Annotated in this window: 12 protein-coding genes and 1 tRNA gene; 5 read left to right on the top strand and 8 right to left on the bottom strand. The window is 45.0% G+C overall.

The genetic code is table 11. The features are described 5' to 3' along the window. Positions 1 to 76: 76 nt before the first annotated feature. From AC23N5_RS22660 to AC23N5_RS22635, 6 genes are all read right to left on the bottom strand, one after another. Positions 77 to 2434 (bottom strand): DUF1549 domain-containing protein, encoded by a 2358-nt coding sequence (locus AC23N5_RS22660; protein ID WP_487757371.1) that lies wholly within the window; start codon positions 2432 to 2434, stop codon positions 77 to 79. Between the two features lie 344 nt (positions 2435 to 2778). Beyond that, a complete protein-coding gene (locus AC23N5_RS22655; RefSeq protein ID WP_487757370.1) occupies positions 2779 to 4281 on the bottom strand; it encodes a RagB/SusD family nutrient uptake outer membrane protein in 1503 nt (500 codons plus the stop codon). An 11-nt stretch (positions 4282 to 4292) separates the two neighbouring features. After that, positions 4293 to 7742 (bottom strand): TonB-dependent receptor, encoded by a 3450-nt coding sequence (locus AC23N5_RS22650; RefSeq protein WP_487757369.1) that lies wholly within the window; start codon positions 7740 to 7742, stop codon positions 4293 to 4295. A gap of 195 nt (positions 7743 to 7937) precedes the next feature. Then, the gene (locus AC23N5_RS22645; RefSeq protein ID WP_487757368.1) at positions 7938 to 9020 is read right to left on the bottom strand and encodes a FecR family protein; all 1083 of its coding nucleotides are present in this window, start codon (positions 9018 to 9020) and stop codon (positions 7938 to 7940) included. Between the two features lie 102 nt (positions 9021 to 9122). Continuing rightward, positions 9123 to 9671, bottom strand: a complete 549-nt coding sequence (locus tag AC23N5_RS22640; RefSeq protein ID WP_183976659.1) for an RNA polymerase sigma factor — start codon at positions 9669 to 9671, stop codon at positions 9123 to 9125. Between the two features lie 110 nt (positions 9672 to 9781). After that, positions 9782 to 10807, bottom strand: coding sequence for a S66 peptidase family protein (locus AC23N5_RS22635; protein WP_487757367.1), 1026 nt, complete (start codon positions 10805 to 10807; stop codon positions 9782 to 9784). Between the two features lie 162 nt (positions 10808 to 10969). Between AC23N5_RS22635 and AC23N5_RS22630 the strand changes: the two genes are divergently transcribed. Continuing rightward, positions 10970 to 11056 (top strand) — tRNA-Leu (locus AC23N5_RS22630). A gap of 40 nt (positions 11057 to 11096) precedes the next feature. Here the strand turns inward: AC23N5_RS22630 and AC23N5_RS22625 are convergent. Then, on the bottom strand, positions 11097 to 11564 hold the full coding sequence (locus AC23N5_RS22625) for a hypothetical protein (protein ID WP_487757366.1): 468 nt from the start codon (positions 11562 to 11564) through the stop codon (positions 11097 to 11099). Here AC23N5_RS22625 and AC23N5_RS22620 point away from each other — a divergent pair. The 4 genes from AC23N5_RS22620 (at position 11556) to AC23N5_RS22605 (ending at position 15198) form a co-directional block, all read left to right on the top strand. Continuing rightward, entirely contained in the window at positions 11556 to 11903 is a 348-nt protein-coding gene (locus tag AC23N5_RS22620) for a hypothetical protein (protein WP_487757365.1), read from the top strand. The two genes, AC23N5_RS22625 and AC23N5_RS22620, sit on opposite strands and share 9 nt — an antisense overlap. Positions 11904 to 12230: 327 nt before the next feature. After that, positions 12231 to 13799, top strand: coding sequence for an McrB family protein (locus AC23N5_RS22615; protein ID WP_487757364.1), 1569 nt, complete (start codon positions 12231 to 12233; stop codon positions 13797 to 13799). Continuing rightward, entirely contained in the window at positions 13789 to 14940 is a 1152-nt protein-coding gene (locus AC23N5_RS22610; protein ID WP_487757363.1) for a vWA domain-containing protein, read from the top strand. The genes AC23N5_RS22615 and AC23N5_RS22610 overlap by 11 nt, the downstream gene beginning before the upstream one ends. A gap of 15 nt (positions 14941 to 14955) precedes the next feature. Further along, positions 14956 to 15198 carry a MoaD/ThiS family protein gene (locus AC23N5_RS22605; RefSeq protein WP_487757362.1) on the top strand — a complete coding sequence of 81 codons (243 nt, stop codon included), beginning with the start codon at positions 14956 to 14958 and terminating at the stop codon, positions 15196 to 15198. A 140-nt stretch (positions 15199 to 15338) separates the two neighbouring features. On the opposite strand, the gene AC23N5_RS22600 is transcribed toward AC23N5_RS22605, so the two are convergent. Next, positions 15339 to 16118, bottom strand: a complete 780-nt coding sequence (locus tag AC23N5_RS22600; RefSeq protein WP_487757361.1) for a transposase — start codon at positions 16116 to 16118, stop codon at positions 15339 to 15341. Between the last annotated feature and the right edge of the window lie 124 nt (positions 16119 to 16242).

The raw sequence follows: 16242 nt of genomic DNA, 5'->3' as shown, positions 1-16242 counted from the left end.
TTCCTGTTTTGGGTTTAGAATTTCCTGTTTCCAAATAACCAGTAACTGATAACCAGTAACGAATAACCGATAACTATCAATAAATTAACTGAAATTCAGGGTGTAAAGCAATGGCCCAGACCAAATCTTGAATCCCTTCTACGCTCGGTTTAGTACCAACGATTTTTTGCGCGACACTCAACTCTTTGGGTTGGGGTTCTCGTCCCAGTGATTTTCGATATAATTCTTTTACCAACAAATCAGAAGTTGGGTACTTTGCCTGCCATTTTATCGCACCGTTTTTGAGGGTGGAGTTAAACTTGGTACCGTTGGTAAGTTCCAATGCTTGTAGCAAATTGGCTTGCGAATTTCGGCTTGTACTTACGGTTTCGCGATTGGGGCGGCCTAAAGCCGTCATAAATGGGTCGTTGATGACCAACGAAGCCCGTGGAAACGGTATCTCCGATTTGATGGTTTCGGGCAAACGTTTTAACGCCATCACCGAATCGCCATACATCGGATTAAAAGCCACACTGATGGCATCGGCAAACTGCTCAGCACTCATCCGACGACGAACCATCCCTTGGAATACAAAATCGTTGGAAGTAAGCAAACCCGCATCTTTTATTCCAATGGAAGGGAGTTGGTAGGTTTTGGAGGTCAGGATGTTGAATAAAAGTTTTTTGATGTCGTGGCCATTTTGGTCAAAATCATAGGCGAGATAGTCCAATAAATCTTGACTCCAAGGAGCGTTATCCATCATGTCAACGGGCTCAACAATACCACGACCCATCAACTGCGCCCACACCCGATTGACCAACGTACGGTATAAACGGCCATCTTTGGGTTGTACCAAAAAGTCGGCAAGTTCTTTCAAACGCTCCGCCGTCACGGGGGATTCTTTGATTTCGCCTAGCTCTTTGAACAACAACCGACGCCCTGCCATTTTGCCCGTAGGCTTGTCGCAACGGTGGATTTCGAGGGTAGAATCGGCAAAAATATTGGCAAAAGCGTAGGCATCTTCCAATTTCCAATCGCTAATAAAGCTGTCGTGGCAGGAAGCGCATTTGAGGTTAAGTCCCAAAAACACCTGCGCTACGTTTTGGGCTGCTTGCATTTCGGTACGCTGACTTGCGTTAATCGTGCCGCGCCATTTGATGCCCTTGATAAACCCTTCCGATTCTTTGGTTGGGCTGATTAGTTCTTTTACAAACTGATTATACGGTTTATTGCTTTTGAGCGAAGCATACAGCCATTTGGTGATATCAAAACGCCCGCCTGTGATGTAGCCCGTTCCTGAATAATCGTTGCGGAGGGCATCGTTCCAAAACGTAAGCCAATGTTGGGCATAATCTTCATTTCGGTTGAGCAAAGACGTTACCAACAGCTCACGCTTGTTTGGGCGAGCGTCGGTTTCAAAGGCTTTGATGGCCTCGGGGGTTGGTAGTAAGCCTATCACATCTAAATACACCCGACGAATGTACGTGCGGTCATCGACTACGCCTTTCCACGAAATTTTATTTTGTTGGAAATACGCATTCACAAAGCGGTCGATGGGCTGGGTAGCGTCGGCAGTAGCAGGAGGAAGGGCAGGCAAACGAGGCGCTAATTCCGCGACGCGATAAATACTTTTTTCGGGGCCGTCGGGCCAAGGAGCACCTTGTTTTATCCAAAATTCAAGGGTCGCCACTTCTTTTTCTGAGAGGCGTTTACCTTTGGTTGGCATAGCCTCTTTATGACCAACTGGAAGCGTGATACGACGAATGATTTCGCTCTTCTCGGGTTTCCCAGCCACAATGATGGGGCCGTGTTCGCCTCCTTTAAATATAAATTCTTTTTTATCGAGACGAAGCTCACCTTTGGTTTTGGCTTCGCCGTGGCAACTGTAACAATTGTGCGCCAAAATCGACCGCACTTCTACGTTGAGTTCGCTCAGTTGCTGTTCGTTCAAGGGTTGGCCATTGCTGGCGAACGTAAAGTTTGTACCGCCAGAAGGTTCGTTTTCTGACGATTTATTAAAAGGTAAGACTTCGGTCAGGTAGGTTTCGCCGTGGGTCAACAGCGCACCATAATGCCCTGCCACGGTAACTCCTAACACCGTAACGCCTAAAAGCCCACGGAAAAGCTGCTGTTTTTGGGAACGCAAAGCCCAAACCGCTGCCAGTGACAAAGCCATTGTTGCCAGCCCTGTCCATTGGTGTAGGCTTACAGCATCGCCACCGTAGTCTTCAAAATTGATTAAAAATAGCCCAAAAATAGCGGCTAAGACGGCACTACCTGCGCCAATCCATACCAAGGCTTTGATGCCTGCTTGGAGCTCGTTGGATTTGCGCCGCCAGTCGAAAAGCTCTAAAATGAAAGCCACACAAAGTAGGCCGATTGGGAAGTGAACAACCAAGGGGTGTAGTCGTCCTAAAAAAAGCCAAAGCCAGAAGGTTTCTGTTGTTTCTTGCACGATATTAATTTAGAAAAGAGGGGGTGGAACCTGAGTACTTCCCCACCGATGAAGGGTTTTCCCAACATACGGTGGGGGAGTAATTATGTACTACTTAAAAACTCAAAGACTACAAAATTCTAATCACTATGTCTATCAGATTCTTCAATCTGATGCTTGGGGTGGTTTTGAGAAACCACCTGCACTACGTGTTATCAGATTCTCAAATCTGATAGTTGGAGTTTGGTTTCTCAAAACTTAATGTTCGAGTCATTGTGAGCCGAAAACGAGGTTTTGAGAAACCTCTGCGGTGGTTTTGAGAAACCACCTGCACACTTGGTGAGAAACCACCTGCACATCAATTTCTACTGATAACCAGGGTTTTGAGTTAGTTTTGAGTTGATCAAAATTTGTGGTGCTGGAATCGGGAAATAATACTCGAAATCGCTATATACATAGTCCAACGCGTTGAAAGCAATTCCTCCACGCGATACGGTCGGGTTGGCTTTTTCTTTGGCGGCATAAGCGTTCATAAAAGCGGCCAATTCGGCGGGAGTTTTGGTGCGTTGGAGGTCAAACCAGCGGTGGTTTTCAAAAGCCAATTCCACACGGCGCTCTTTGAGAACGGCTGCTCGGAAAGTGTCTTTTGTTAGCCCCGTTAATTCGCCCAATCCTGCGCGTTTACGCACTTGGTTGAGGTAGCCCAGCGCCTCAGCGTCAGGGCCTGTGGCTTCGTTGATAGATTCGGCCAACATCAGCAACACATCCGAATAGCGCAAAATAGGCCAGTTGTTGTCCGAGCGCCCTGTGATGGTGTGCGGATAACGGTATTTGTTGACAAACGGAATGGCGACGAAGGCGTTATTGAGGGTATAGCCCAACTGAAGCGAAATGTCTTTGCGTAAGTCACCCGTTTCGTAGGCTGCAATCATGTCGTTGGTAGGGATATTCCGACCACTTGGAGCCGTATTGGCAAAACCAGTAACCGCACCTTGCGACAAACGCGGCGCAAACACATACACAAAGTTACTTTGCTCACCCAAGTCGTTACCACCTTGGTATTGCACCTCAAAGACGGACTCAACGCCGTTTTTCTTGGCAGGGTCAAAGTTGTCTTTGTAGTTGGCATAAAGTGAATAACCCAACGGCACCACTTGTTTCAAGGTACTAACTGCTTCTGGGTAGCGTTTGAGTGTCAAATAAACTTTGCCCAATAAACTCAATGCTGCTCCTTTTGTTACACGTCCTAACCCAGTTGCTGGATATTTAACAGGAAGGAGGTTGACAGCGTCTTTAAGGTCGGCCTCAATTTGCTTATAAACATCTGCCTGCGGAGTACGAACCAAATCAAACGCTTCGTTGGGGTTGCTAAGGGTTTTAGTTGCCAAAATGACATCCCCAAAATAGCGGGTTAGGTTAAAATAATGGTAAGCCCTGATAAACTTGAGTTGCCCTTCGATTTCCTTTTTCGCTGTGGCATCAATCGTCGCTGGTTCTAGTTTTTCCAACGCATAATTGATGTTGTACATCGCAGCGTAGTGGATATTCCACAAGTTGGCGATTTCACCATTGCCAGGGTTGACGGTCGAAAACTCAAACGCTTCCCAACCCGCAGCTCCCCCACGGTCGAGGGGGTTGAAATCGAGCGTGGTATTGTCCGACGTAAATTCCTGAAAAATGTAAGCTGTGCTTGTAATCCCTTGCAATTGGCCGTACACCCCGTTGAGGGCTTGTTCAAACTGCGGTTGGGTTTTGTAAAAAATGTCCGTTCCGATGCGGGTAGGGTCAGTGGTTACCAAAAAATCATCTTTACACGACCATTGCACCAAACCAAGAAAGAGAATACAGAAAGAAGTTATTTTTTTCATTGTCGTGAAGATTAGAAGTTAAACTTAGCGCCTACTGCCCACGTTCTTGGCACTGGATATGACTCATCGTCGTTGTTGAGTTCGGTTCCACCGCGTACTCCAGCGTCGGGGTTGTTGCCTGGATATTTAGAGAACAAAAGCAAGTTGTTGGCCGTCACAAATACCCGTGCGCCACTTAGCACCGACTTAAACTTAGGTAATGTATAACCCAAGGTGACACTTTTTAGCCACGTATATGTTCCGTCATAGACATAACGTTCGCTACTCTCGCGTGACCATTTGAAGTAGTTGGTACCCCCTTGTGAGTTTTTGGCGTCAGGATTAGAGCCTGGGTTTGATGGTGAGCGCCAGCGGTCTTTGGCTTTGTCCAACACGTTGAATACGCCGTCCATGTTCATCGTTGATGCTTCGATGTTGCGATAAATGTCAAAGTCATAAGCACCTACAAACAATACGTTTAAGTCGAAGCTGCGGTAATCTGCTGCGCCAGTCCATGCCCATGTGAAGGCAGGGTTAGGATTGCCAATTTCCACCATGTCTTGCGTATCGTACGTAATGACGCCGTCGCCGTTGGTATCGGCAAACTTCATCCCACCAGGAATAACGCCGTCTTGTTTTGCCCATCCGTCGATTTCGGCTTGGGTATTGAAAATGCCCATCTTTTTGTAGCCATAAATCATCCCGATGGGGCGACCTACTTTTTGTACGTTGTAGCCGCCGTAGAAGCTACCGTACCATAGCATGTCGTTGACGCCTTTGATGGCTAGGATTTGGCTGCGGTTGAAGGTGATGTTACCGTTGGTGCGAAAATTAACAGCACCAAGGCTGGTGCGAAAATCCACCCCAATTTCTACGCCACGGTTGCGTACTTTTCCGATGTTATCCAAACTCGTTGTAAAGCCCGAAACAGCAGGGATAGACACTGGCAACAACATGTCGTTGGTGAGTTTGTTATAATACTCAAAGGTGAACAGCAACTTGTTATTGAAGGTAGCAATATCCAAACCGATGTCCAATTGGTTTGATTTTTCCCATTTTAAGCCAGAGTTAGCAAAAGAGCTAATCACCTTCCCAGGGGCAAAAGCATTGCCTAAAATATAGTTGTTGGCACCTACGAAGGCCAAACTTGGGTAGTTACCGATGTTGTTATTACCCGTTACTCCCCAGCTTGCCCGTAGTTTTACGTCGCTCAGCCAAGAGAATTTAGGCATAAACGACTCTTCCGACAAGCGCCAGCCCACCGAAGCCGCAGGGAAGTCTCCGTATTTGTTTTGAGCACCAAAACGAGAGCTTCCTTCACGACGGAATGAGGCTGATAATAGGTATTTATCTTTGAAGGCATAGTTGACCCGGGCAAAGTAAGCAAGCAGCGACCAACCGTTCTCGTAAGAGTTTGATGCTCGGATGGAGCCTGCGCCCAAATACTGCACCAAATCATCAGGAAAAGTGTTGGCACTACCCGCCGTTCCGCGTAAAATTTCGCGTTGGCTTGTAAAACCAGCCATGGCTTCAAGGGTTTGGTTGTTTCCAATTTGGGGTGAATACGTCAGAAGCTGGTCAAAAGATAAGTTTTGCAATTGTTCTACCACTTCTTGTGCGGTTGCAATGCGCGGGGGAGCTCCCGCCGTACCCGATGCCACCGACAAACCGATGGTAGAAGGTACGTATTCTTTAAAGGTGTTATAATTGAGTTTTATGTTGGCAGACGTCCGAAATTTGAGGTTTTTCATGATTGAAACTTCGGCAAAGGCACTGGTCAAAATGTCGGCGATGTTGCGTCGGCGAAGAACATTTTTCAACACAAATAATGGGTTAGGGAAGCCAAAAACGCCATCTACCCCGCCAATGTACGGACGAAGCGAGCCATCGGTATTGTAAATAGGTTCGCGCGGGTCCATCAACAAAGCCCCTCCCACCAATGCGCTACGGCCGTCGGTATTGGCAAGGTTTTGTTTGGTATAACTCCCGTTGACGTTCACGCCCACGTTGAGGAATTTATTGACCTGACCACCGATATTACTACGCAATGACAAACGGTCGTAGTTGGTTTTGGTAATGGTACCTTCTTCTTTATAATAACCTACAGAAAGCATGGAGCGGAGCGGCCCTTTGCCCGATGAAATGGTTAAGTTGGCATCAGTATAAGGTGCGTTGTTGTGCATGATAGCCCCAAACCAATCGGTCGAATACTTGGTTTGTTCAGGATAACGAAAGCCAATGGGTACTTCTTCCAGTGTTGGCTCTCTGTTCTGAAAATAGCGGATGCCATCTTCAAATACTTCTTTCTTAAATTGGGCAAATTCTACCCCGTTGAGCATTTTTACGCGACGCGTTGAGGGAACGTTTTGGACGCCGTAATCAAGCGAAAGATTGACGTCAACTTTGCCTTCTTTGGCATTTTTGGTGGTAATAAGTACTACCCCGTTTGAACCACGCGCTCCGTAAATCGCGGTAGAGGCAGCATCTTTTAGGATAGAAATACTTTCAATGTCGTTGGGGTTAAGGTTTTGGCCAACCGACGTACCCACCGCAAATCCGTCGATAACGTACAGTGGGTCGCTACCAGCACCCAATGAACCGATACCCCGCACACGCACTTCAAAAGCACCGCCAGGAGTACCACTTTTTTGTTTGACAACGACCCCCGCAGCACGTCCCTGAATCATCTGGTTCATGTTGTTGGCAGGTTGTTCACCGATGTCTTTCATGTTGATGACCGAAATGGCCGACGTAATGTCTTGTTTACGTTGAGAACCGTACCCTACGACCACGACTTCGCCCAAGGCTTTTTCGTCGGTCAAAAGCGTGATATTGATGGAAGAACGGTTTCCTACTATCACTTCTTGGGGTTTGTAACCTACAAAACTAAATACCAATACGGCTTGCGCATTGGGCACGGCAATCGAAAACTTACCGTTTTCGTCGGTAGTGGCGCCTTTCTGCGTACCTTTTATAAAGATATTTACGCCAGGAAGTACCCCGCCTTTGTCATCCACGACCGTCCCTGAAACCGAAATATCAGCAAGCGCTTCTAATGACGGGTTGGGCTCGAAGTTTTTCTCTTCGATGGGTGGATTGAGTTCACTGGAAGCGGAGGCCGATAGCCTGGACAAGATGATTTGATTACTGATGACTTTGTACTTGATTTTGTACGGAATAAATAGCCTGTCTAGCAACTGAGAAAGGGGCTCGTTGGTGGCATTCAACGAAATTTTCTGTGTTGATTCAACAATTTTAGGACGGTAGGTAAATTTGACATTTGCCTGTTTTTCAATCAGAACCAGCGCCGAGGACATGCTTTGGTTGTCGATTTGAATGCTGATTTTACGGCTCAATAATTCTTGAGCTACCACATCTCGTGCGAGCGAGACACCCACAAAAATCATCGCAATGCAGCATTGTATTAGCGAGAACTTCATAAGGCGAATCAGGTTTTTTTGGATTTGTAATCTTTTCTTCATTAGTTTACTAAGGTTTTTGTGATTTGGAAAAGCAAAAACAACCCTTTCACATCCGCTGGAATCGGATGTGGTTTGGAAGACCATCAAAAGGGCTTTTGAAAGCCGGTAACGCTGGAATCGTTATCGGCTTTTTTAGTGTACTAAGTCAAGTTTTATATTCATGCGATAAGGGTTTGAAATAAGCGGATAGTTGGTTTAGTTACAGCCTTTGCTTGTGATAATAACCTGAGCATCAACTACTTTGTAGGTGGCTTCAAGTGCTTCACAAATGATATCTAGTTTCTCGAAAAGGGTTTCGTTGGACAAGGTTGTGGTAAGGGTACAGTTGGCCATCAATTCTTCGTCAATCACAATGTCAACGCCGTAGGCTTTCTCTAACGCGGTGAAAATATCGGTGACAGATGCATTCGTAAACGAGAATTGTTTAAGTTCTTGGGGCGATAACAAAATTACGGGCCTCTCAATCAATTTACGGGTCAATCGTTCGTCTGCTTTGCCAAAAACGACCTGCTGATTAGGCGTTAAAACCAGCCCATTGGTTTCGGGGTCAGGATTTTGGGTATTTTTTTGGGCAAAAACCGAGACTCTTCCTGTTTTTACCAGTACGGTCACTTGTTTGTCTGCCTCGTAGGCTTTTACCCAAAAACTTGTGCCCAATACTTTGGTAATCAGTCCATTGGCGTAAACAAAAAAGGGCTTGTTGGGGTTTTTGATTACGTCAAAAAATGCTTCTCCCGAAAGATATACTTCGCGGATATTGCCTGTGAATGATTTGGTATAACTGAGTTTACTTTCGGGTTTCAGGATAGCGTGACTCCCGTCGGGCATATTAACTGTCAGGTTCGTAGAGGTGGTATTCGCTACCTCTTCAAGTGGACTTTTTGCGGCTGAAATGAGTTGCTCATATTTGCCTTTAGGAGCACTTTTGTACCATCCCCATCCCAAACCAAGTGCAATAATAACGGAAGCCGCGGCAAGCGCTGGTTTCCAAAAATTTAGAACGATTTCAACTATACGTTTTGGCGGTTCTTCCAGTTCCTCAGCGATTTGTGACCATATTGCAGGGGTTTCTTGGAACGGTACTTCGTGCTTTGCCGCTACGGAAAGTTGTTCCACCCCAAGTCGTGCCCGACGGACATTTTCTTGCTGTGAAGGATGCTTCGCTAAAAAATCTGCCCAAAAAGCGTCAGACGCTGGGGCAGGGTGTTTTACCGACTGAATGAAATAATCATCAGCGATAAAATCTTCAATGGTGTAGGAAGCGTATGATGTGTTCATAAGTTCTTCATTCAATCCCCTAAATCGGAACACTTTGGTTTTGTACTCATTTTTCTTGAAATATTTTTATTTATTTTTTTTCAATCCCAAAATACGCCTTTTTCAAGCCGAAAAACATTCACGTAGTTCGGTGATGGCTCGGTGGAGGAGGTTCCGAACCGATTGGGGGTTGATGTGCATCATGTCACCAATTTCATCTAAACCGAAATCGTGGTAATAGCGGAGCTGGATGATTTCTTGCTGCCGACGAGGAAGTTGGTGAATGGCGCGTTTGAGCCGTTGATGCTGTTCGCTAAGTTGCTCATTGGCAATCAAATCGTCCTCAAAAGACAATTCTCCAATGATATTTTCAAATAACCCTGCGGAATCAATGGGGGAATGGTTGTTTTTTTCGCTATTACGTACAATTCTGTTTCGAAGCGAGCGGTAAAGGTAAAACTTGATACTATCGGTGTCGGCTAAGTTCTGACGACTACGCCAAAGGTGTAAAAAAAGGTCTTGGATGCTGTCTTTGATTAGCTGCCTATCGGACGTGACCCGGTAACCATAACTCAACAAATCTTCGATATGAAGGTTGTAAAGTTGGGTAAAAGCGGCTCTATCGCCATTTTTAAAGGCTTGCCATAGCTCCGAATCGGTTGCGTACCTCAAGGTGTTGGTTTATAAAAAATAGCTTGACATAGAATGGGTTGGCTAGCAAATTTTTTGTAATGCAATTGTTTACTTATCCTGTACTTACCTGTCGGCATAAGAAATGTTTGTTAGACCACGGCTTTTTCTAAAAACTGAATGACTCCCGTAGCGGCGTCCATTTCGGCTTCAATGCCAACGGGAATAGTGAATTTTTGGCGAATGTGTCCAATCATCGAGCCCGAAAAGGCAGGTTTTTGGGCAGGTTGGATGTGGTCAAGCCACAGGTCTTCGAGCGTGAGTGAGCCATAGCTTCCGTTGCCTGGTTCGCACTCCGAACATTTACCAAAAATAAACCCATTCATGTCGTTTAAAATACCACTCAATTTGAGTTGGGTAAGCATTCGGTCAACGCGGTAGGGGGCTTCGTCCACGTCTTCGCAGAAAAATAGGCTTCCTTTCCAGTCGGGCACGTAAGGAGAGCCTAACAAATGACTCAAGACCGTTAGGTTTCCCCCCAATAATCGACCTTTGGCCTTTCCTGCAACGATGGTGTCAATTCGGTCGGCGACTTGCGTGAGGTTATCGCCCACTCCTTTTGGGTTTTCGTAACGCACAGCTTCGCCTTCTATGAGGACTTTTTTAAGGTACCCTACGGTAAATTCATTCCAACTAACTGCCCCCACTGGCCCATGAAATGTAACCAAGCCCGTTTGGCTATAGATGCCCAACAGCAGGGCGGTCACGTCGGAATAACCTAACAACACTTTGGGGTTTTTCTTGATGGTATCATAGTCTAGCAAAGGCAACAATCGGGCACAACCCCAGCCACCATGCACACAAATAATCGCTTGTACCGAGGAGTCGGCAAACATCTCGTTGAGGTCTGCTGCTCGGTCGGCATCTTTTCCTGCCAAGTAACCGTACCTTTCCCACATTCGTTTCCCAAATTTTACCTTCAAACCCAAGGCTTGCATGGACTCGACGATGACTTGCACCGTTTGTTTGCTGTAAGCAGGAGCCGCTGGACAAACGAGTCCCACGGTATCGCCCGCTTTGAGTCGAGCAGGTTTGAGTGTGGGTTTATTACGGTTTGACAAAGAAGGAATTAGGGCGGGAGTAGCGGCAATGGTTTGGAGGAAATTACGACGTTGCATGGAGGAAAAAAGGTTCATTTTAGCCCAATATAAGCGACTCTTCTTACTTGAGCAACTTTTGGGGAGGGAAAGAAATTGATTTGAAAAAATAAATTTCTTTGAAAAAACTATTTGCAATTATCATTTTAGACCACTACTTTTGCATCCCCAAACAACGGGAACGGCGAAGTGGTGGAATTGGTAGACACGCTACTTTGAGGGGGTAGTGGGCGTTAGCCTGTGCGAGTTCGAATCTCGCCTTCGTCACCAAAAAACCCCGATAGCGTCAGTTATCGGGGTTTTTATTTGCCTAAAACGTAATGCTAAACGTTTGAAGTAGCTCTTCATCCAGCGTTGAAATGATGGGCGAAAATGCCCCAACAAACTGTTTTTGAGGTGTTAAAATGAGTTTTTCGATGGGGGTAGAAGGCAGTAATGTAATGGCTGTTACCGAGACAATGTAGCTTTCGTATAAAATATCTACGCGAAAAGTCGCCTTTGCCAGACCAAGCGATGGAGCATGAAAGAGTGTGCCCGTTAATACATTGTTTGTTCTGTTACTTTCCAACTGAATAAATCCTTTTTTTTGCAGCGATTCGGCCATGGCTTCCACGATAATGGGGGTGTCCATGTCTTTAATTTCAACGGTTTCGACCCAAGTCACTACGCCTTGGTTGGCAATAAAGCGGTCTTTTTTTATTGTTTGAGCTATTACATTTACGGTCAGGATGCTAAACAAGCCCCACAAACCAACAAAAACAAGTATTTTATGCGTCATATCATCAACTTTATTGGCATCTCAATTTACAAAGAAAATGTATTGCTTGCTTTAACGCAGCTTTTACCTCATTTCGTCCTGTTTAGGCTCGAAAATTTATCGCCCGAACAAGAAGCTGACGAATGGCGGAAAACGTGGATTGCCTCTCTTGAAGCTGACGCCTGTATTTTGCATAGCGATGGCACCTCCGAACACCTGTCGTTGTTGTTGGACCGACTTTGGCGTGCCCCTGGCACAAACATTTTTACCCTCGATATGGCCGAATTGGAAGAAGATGATTTGACTTCATCATTTTCTATCAATCAGGTGCTAAAAGAACTACTTCCTGCGGATTTTTAGGTTTTAGGTACGTTATAACCAGTTACTGATGAGATACCATCAACGAAAACAAAAATCCCGCCAGTAAGTTTACAAGCGGGATTGAGACTAATTGTACATAAGAACTTTCGTTCGCATACCTTAACGGACTCATACAGGGTTTATTTTAACATTTGCTTCATAAAACCATCACATTAGACAAAATTTCGAGACTTTTGTAATTTGCAGGGAGAAAGAATAGGGTAAAATATTGAAAGTAAACACATAGAACACTAAGACTTTTTCACAGTAGATACATAGCCTTTTCTTAGGTTGGAGAAAGAAATGGGTAAGAATTCAATACATAACATGCAAAGTACCTTAACGGAGCGAGAAATTGTCGTAAAGCAAATCAAGCGCATACACCAAGATGATGCGGTGCGGCTTTTTTTTTCCTTACTGAATGAAATGATAAGGAGTTTGGATATTCCCAAAAACTCACCTCAAATTGCGTTTACAGTAAGCGGAAAAAACCAAAAAATCACGGCTAACTTAAATAATTACATAGCCTTACAAGTTAGCGGAAAGGAAAAAAATGTTTCGTTAAGCTTACTTTTTAAGAAAGAGTACTTCTCGAAACCCGCTCTTCAACTAGGAAATATAACGTTCGAGGAAAAAGGGAATGCAGATTATTGGTTGGGCAAAATCAAGTTTCAAGACAAACATTTGCTCCAAAACGATTCTATTGTTCAGTATTGGATTGATTCGTTGCAAGATTTAAAGCAAATCGCCACTACAACTACTCATCGTGAATTGCATAATAAAGCAGTTTATCAAGCGGCTGAGGATGAGGCGTTTCGTTCGGAATTGTTTGCTAAAAATACGTCAATGGCGCGAGTGGTTGCAGAACCAACCGAAACGTACCAAAAGCGAAAAGAGCGCCCCGCCATTCCCCTCAATTACATTTACTACGGAGCGCCAGGGACGGGGAAAACCTACGAAGTGCAGCGGTTGTGTCAGTTGTATGCGCATAAGATAGTGACGTTTCATCAATCGTTTGGTTATGAGGAGTTTGTGGAAGGGATTCGACCCGAAACAATTGGTGATAAAATCACGTATAAAGTTCGGAAAGGCGTTTTTTACGAAGCATGTTTGGAGGCATTGCGGGCTGCCGATTACCAAAGTTTTGAAGGCTGTATTGCTGACACCGCCGAGAGCCGTCAAAAACGATTTGCTCAAGCGCCTGTTGTACTTATGGTGATGGATGAAATCAACCGTGCCAACGTCTCAAAAGTGCTCGGAGAATTGATTACGCTCATTGAGCCTTCAAAACGATTGGGGGCCGCCGATGAGCTTTGGCTTACGTTGCCGTATTCGCAAGAAAAATTTGGGGTGCCTGCCAACTTGTACATTGTCGGGACGATGAATACCGCCGACCGTTCGATTGCTTTGTTGGACACCGCCCTACGTCGTCGTTTTTATTTTAACGAATGTTTGCCCGATGTGAGTGCCCTTAGCGAAAAGGTGATTGAAAATACCAATGTGGGGAAGCTTTTGACGACGCTCAACGAACGGATAGAGTTCTTGCACGACCGTGATCACGTCATCGGCCATGCGTATTTTCTGAACGTACAGACTTTTGAGGAGTTGTGTGAACTGTTTCGTTTTCAGGTGATTCCGCTGTTGCAAGAATATTTTTACGACGATTGGCGAAAAATTCAATTGGTTTTGGGAGATAATGAAGCATGGGGTAAGCCGCTGGATGCCAAACTCATTCAAACCAAACGACAATATACGGCCAACATGGAACGAGAACTTTTTGGTGAAGACCTCGACAATGCGGACGCCGTCGTGACGTATCAACTCAATCCGATGCTCACGGAAGGGCGTTTTGGTGAATTACCCCGAGATATGTTCCGCCGAATTTATGAAAGATAACCTCATTCAGCGTCAAGTTGAGCTGTCGGCCCACGTGGTGGCTTTTAGCCGCTTTTTGAGGGGAAAAGGCTTACCCGTCGGTCCCGACCGCGAAGCCGATGCCCTGAAAGCATTGGCCGAAATTCAGTTGGGAGAAGAAGACCAATTTTACTTGGCGATGCGGAGCGTCTTTCCCCAAAACCGAAAGCAACTACGGGAATTTGACGAATTATATACAAAATATTGGAAAGAACTTGCCAAGGCAGTTGATTCGAAAATTAAGGACGAGGCCAAAGAAAGCGAACAGAAAAAGAAGAAGCCGAAACAAAATGGAGAAGCGGCTTTTGAGGCGCTCAAAAATTGGCTAAACGGCAATAAACAATCGCAGACGGAAGAGTTGGCGTCGTATAGTTTGGGAGAACCTCTGACGTTGAAAGATTTTGGCTCTTACACCGATGAAGACCTCCACGAAGCCCGCCGTTTGGTGCGCCAAATGGTACAGCGGATGGCCAAAACCATGAGCCGACGGTACGAAATTACCAAAAATGGCGGGCAGTTGGATTTACGGCGTGTTTTGCGGAATAATTTTCGAAAAGGAGAGGAAATCATCGACCTTTTTCACCGAAAACCCGCCCGAAATAAAATCCGTTTGGTGCTGCTTTGTGACGTAAGTAAATCAATGGATTTGTACAGTCGCTTTTGGGTGCAATTTATGTATGCCTTTCAGACGTTGTATCAGTCCATCGAAACCTTTGTGTTTAGTACAAAATTGGTACGAATTACGGAGGATTTAAAGGAAATGGACTATACCCAAGCCCTTGAAAACCTCTCGGAACGCGTTCCCAATTGGTCGGGTGGGACGGATATTGGAACCATGCTGCGGCAATTTGTGGACGAATACGCGATGCGAAAGCTAAATTCACGGACGATTGTCCTAATTGTCAGCGATGGCATGGATACAGGAGATGGGGAAGATTTGGCCAAAAATATGGAACGAATTCGACGAAAGGCGAGGCGGGTGATTTGGTTAAATCCTTTGGCGGGTTCGCCCGATTTTCGCCCCGAAGTGAAAGCGTTAAAAGCGGTTTTGCCCCATTTAGATTTACACGCTCCTGCCCACAATTTGGAGAGTTTGAAACGAGTCATTGAGCAATTACGTTAGGAATAAAACTTGAATATGAAAATAACTGTATTAGCGTTTGGGATTGCCAAGGAGATTATTGGCCAACTCGAACTGACCTTACAACTGTCCGAAGAAGCAACGGTGGCTGATTTGAAAAGCCATTTGGTCGGTCAATTCCCCGATTTTCAAAAACTGGCTTCCCTGCGCGTAGCTGTCAATACCGACTATGCCGACGATACCCAACTGCTCCATTCCAACGATGAAATTGTATTGATTCCCCCTGTGAGTGGAGGCTAAATTCGTGGTGCTGGTTGCTCACAACCAAGACTTTATTACTTAATTCGTAGTGTTGGTTGCTCACAACCAAGACTTTATTACCTAATTTGTGGTGTTGGTTGCTCACAACCAACACTTTACTTCATAATGCGAATATTGGGTTAGAAAATATAGTGAAATAGCGATGTGGCTAATGCGCCAAAGATGTGCACAAAAAGTCCGTTTGTTGCTCTGACTTTGGAGGCATTTTGCAACCCTGTTTTTTCGTTTATCCAATTAAATAAGGACTCAATAGGTTGTCTTACCCTGGAAACAGCGGTTGAAAATAAGTCATCAGCGGCTTTTTTGAAGTGTCTTTGGGTTTGACTTTGTCCTTTTACCAACTTAACTGGGGTGAAAATGTAAGCATCCTGCTGTTGGAGAATTTGCTTATTAAGTTCCGTATCACAGTATGCTTTATCAGCAAATATAGCCTTTCCTGTGAGTTTTGGCAGGATAGGCTTAAAGCTAATAAGGTCATTTTCTGAGGCGGGTGTAATATTGATAAAATCCATTAAGGGGATTGAATGAGGTACTCGACGAGCAACCATGTGCATTTTTACGCCGTAGTAATAGATGTTTTTAGTGGCACAAAAACTTTTGTCAGAAATTTCTCGCGCGATTTTTGCGGAACGTTTTCCAGAGCAAAGCATGATAGGAAAAGCGTCGACAAGGGCGATTTCTTGGCTAATATTTTTTACAATGCCTTGTTCTTCAATATGTTGGAGCATAATTGGCAGCAGGGCTAACATCAGGTGATGGAGTGCATTTATGCGTGTGTTAAAATTGGCATAATTAGGCAATTGAGGAAAATAAGACTTCATGTAACGAGTTGCATAGTCATAAATTTCGCTTTTTTTATGCTTATTTTCGTAGCGACGGCAGTAAAAATAGATAGTCAAAAGCTCGGCATCGGTAATTTTTTCATTATTGGGAGATGAGTTTAAACTAGGTTAAACGCACTTAGCCTAGGAGTTTTAGAAAGAAAGTGTTAGGCAGTATTTTTGTGGATGGACTGGAAAAAGA

The organism is Runella sp. R5_40 (assembly GCF_057652295.1).
Note: the sequence above shows the minus strand (reverse complement) of the source record. Positions and strands in the feature narration are given on the sequence as shown.

Coding starts and splice junctions, on each gene's coding strand:
- AC23N5_RS22655 (WP_487757370.1), bottom strand. CDS start 4,281: ATGAAAAAAATAACTTCTTTCTGTATTCTCTTTCTTGGTTTGGTGCAA.
- AC23N5_RS22650 (WP_487757369.1), bottom strand. CDS start 7,742: ATGAAGAAAAGATTACAAATCCAAAAAAACCTGATTCGCCTTATGAAG.
- AC23N5_RS22645 (WP_487757368.1), bottom strand. CDS start 9,020: ATGAACACATCATACGCTTCCTACACCATTGAAGATTTTATCGCTGAT.
- AC23N5_RS22635 (WP_487757367.1), bottom strand. CDS start 10,807: ATGCAACGTCGTAATTTCCTCCAAACCATTGCCGCTACTCCCGCCCTA.
- AC23N5_RS22620 (WP_487757365.1), top strand. CDS start 11,556: ATGCGTCATATCATCAACTTTATTGGCATCTCAATTTACAAAGAAAAT.
- AC23N5_RS22625 (WP_487757366.1), bottom strand. CDS start 11,564: ATGACGCATAAAATACTTGTTTTTGTTGGTTTGTGGGGCTTGTTTAGC.
- AC23N5_RS22615 (WP_487757364.1), top strand. CDS start 12,231: ATGCAAAGTACCTTAACGGAGCGAGAAATTGTCGTAAAGCAAATCAAG.
- AC23N5_RS22610 (WP_487757363.1), top strand. CDS start 13,789: ATGAAAGATAACCTCATTCAGCGTCAAGTTGAGCTGTCGGCCCACGTG.
- AC23N5_RS22605 (WP_487757362.1), top strand. CDS start 14,956: ATGAAAATAACTGTATTAGCGTTTGGGATTGCCAAGGAGATTATTGGC.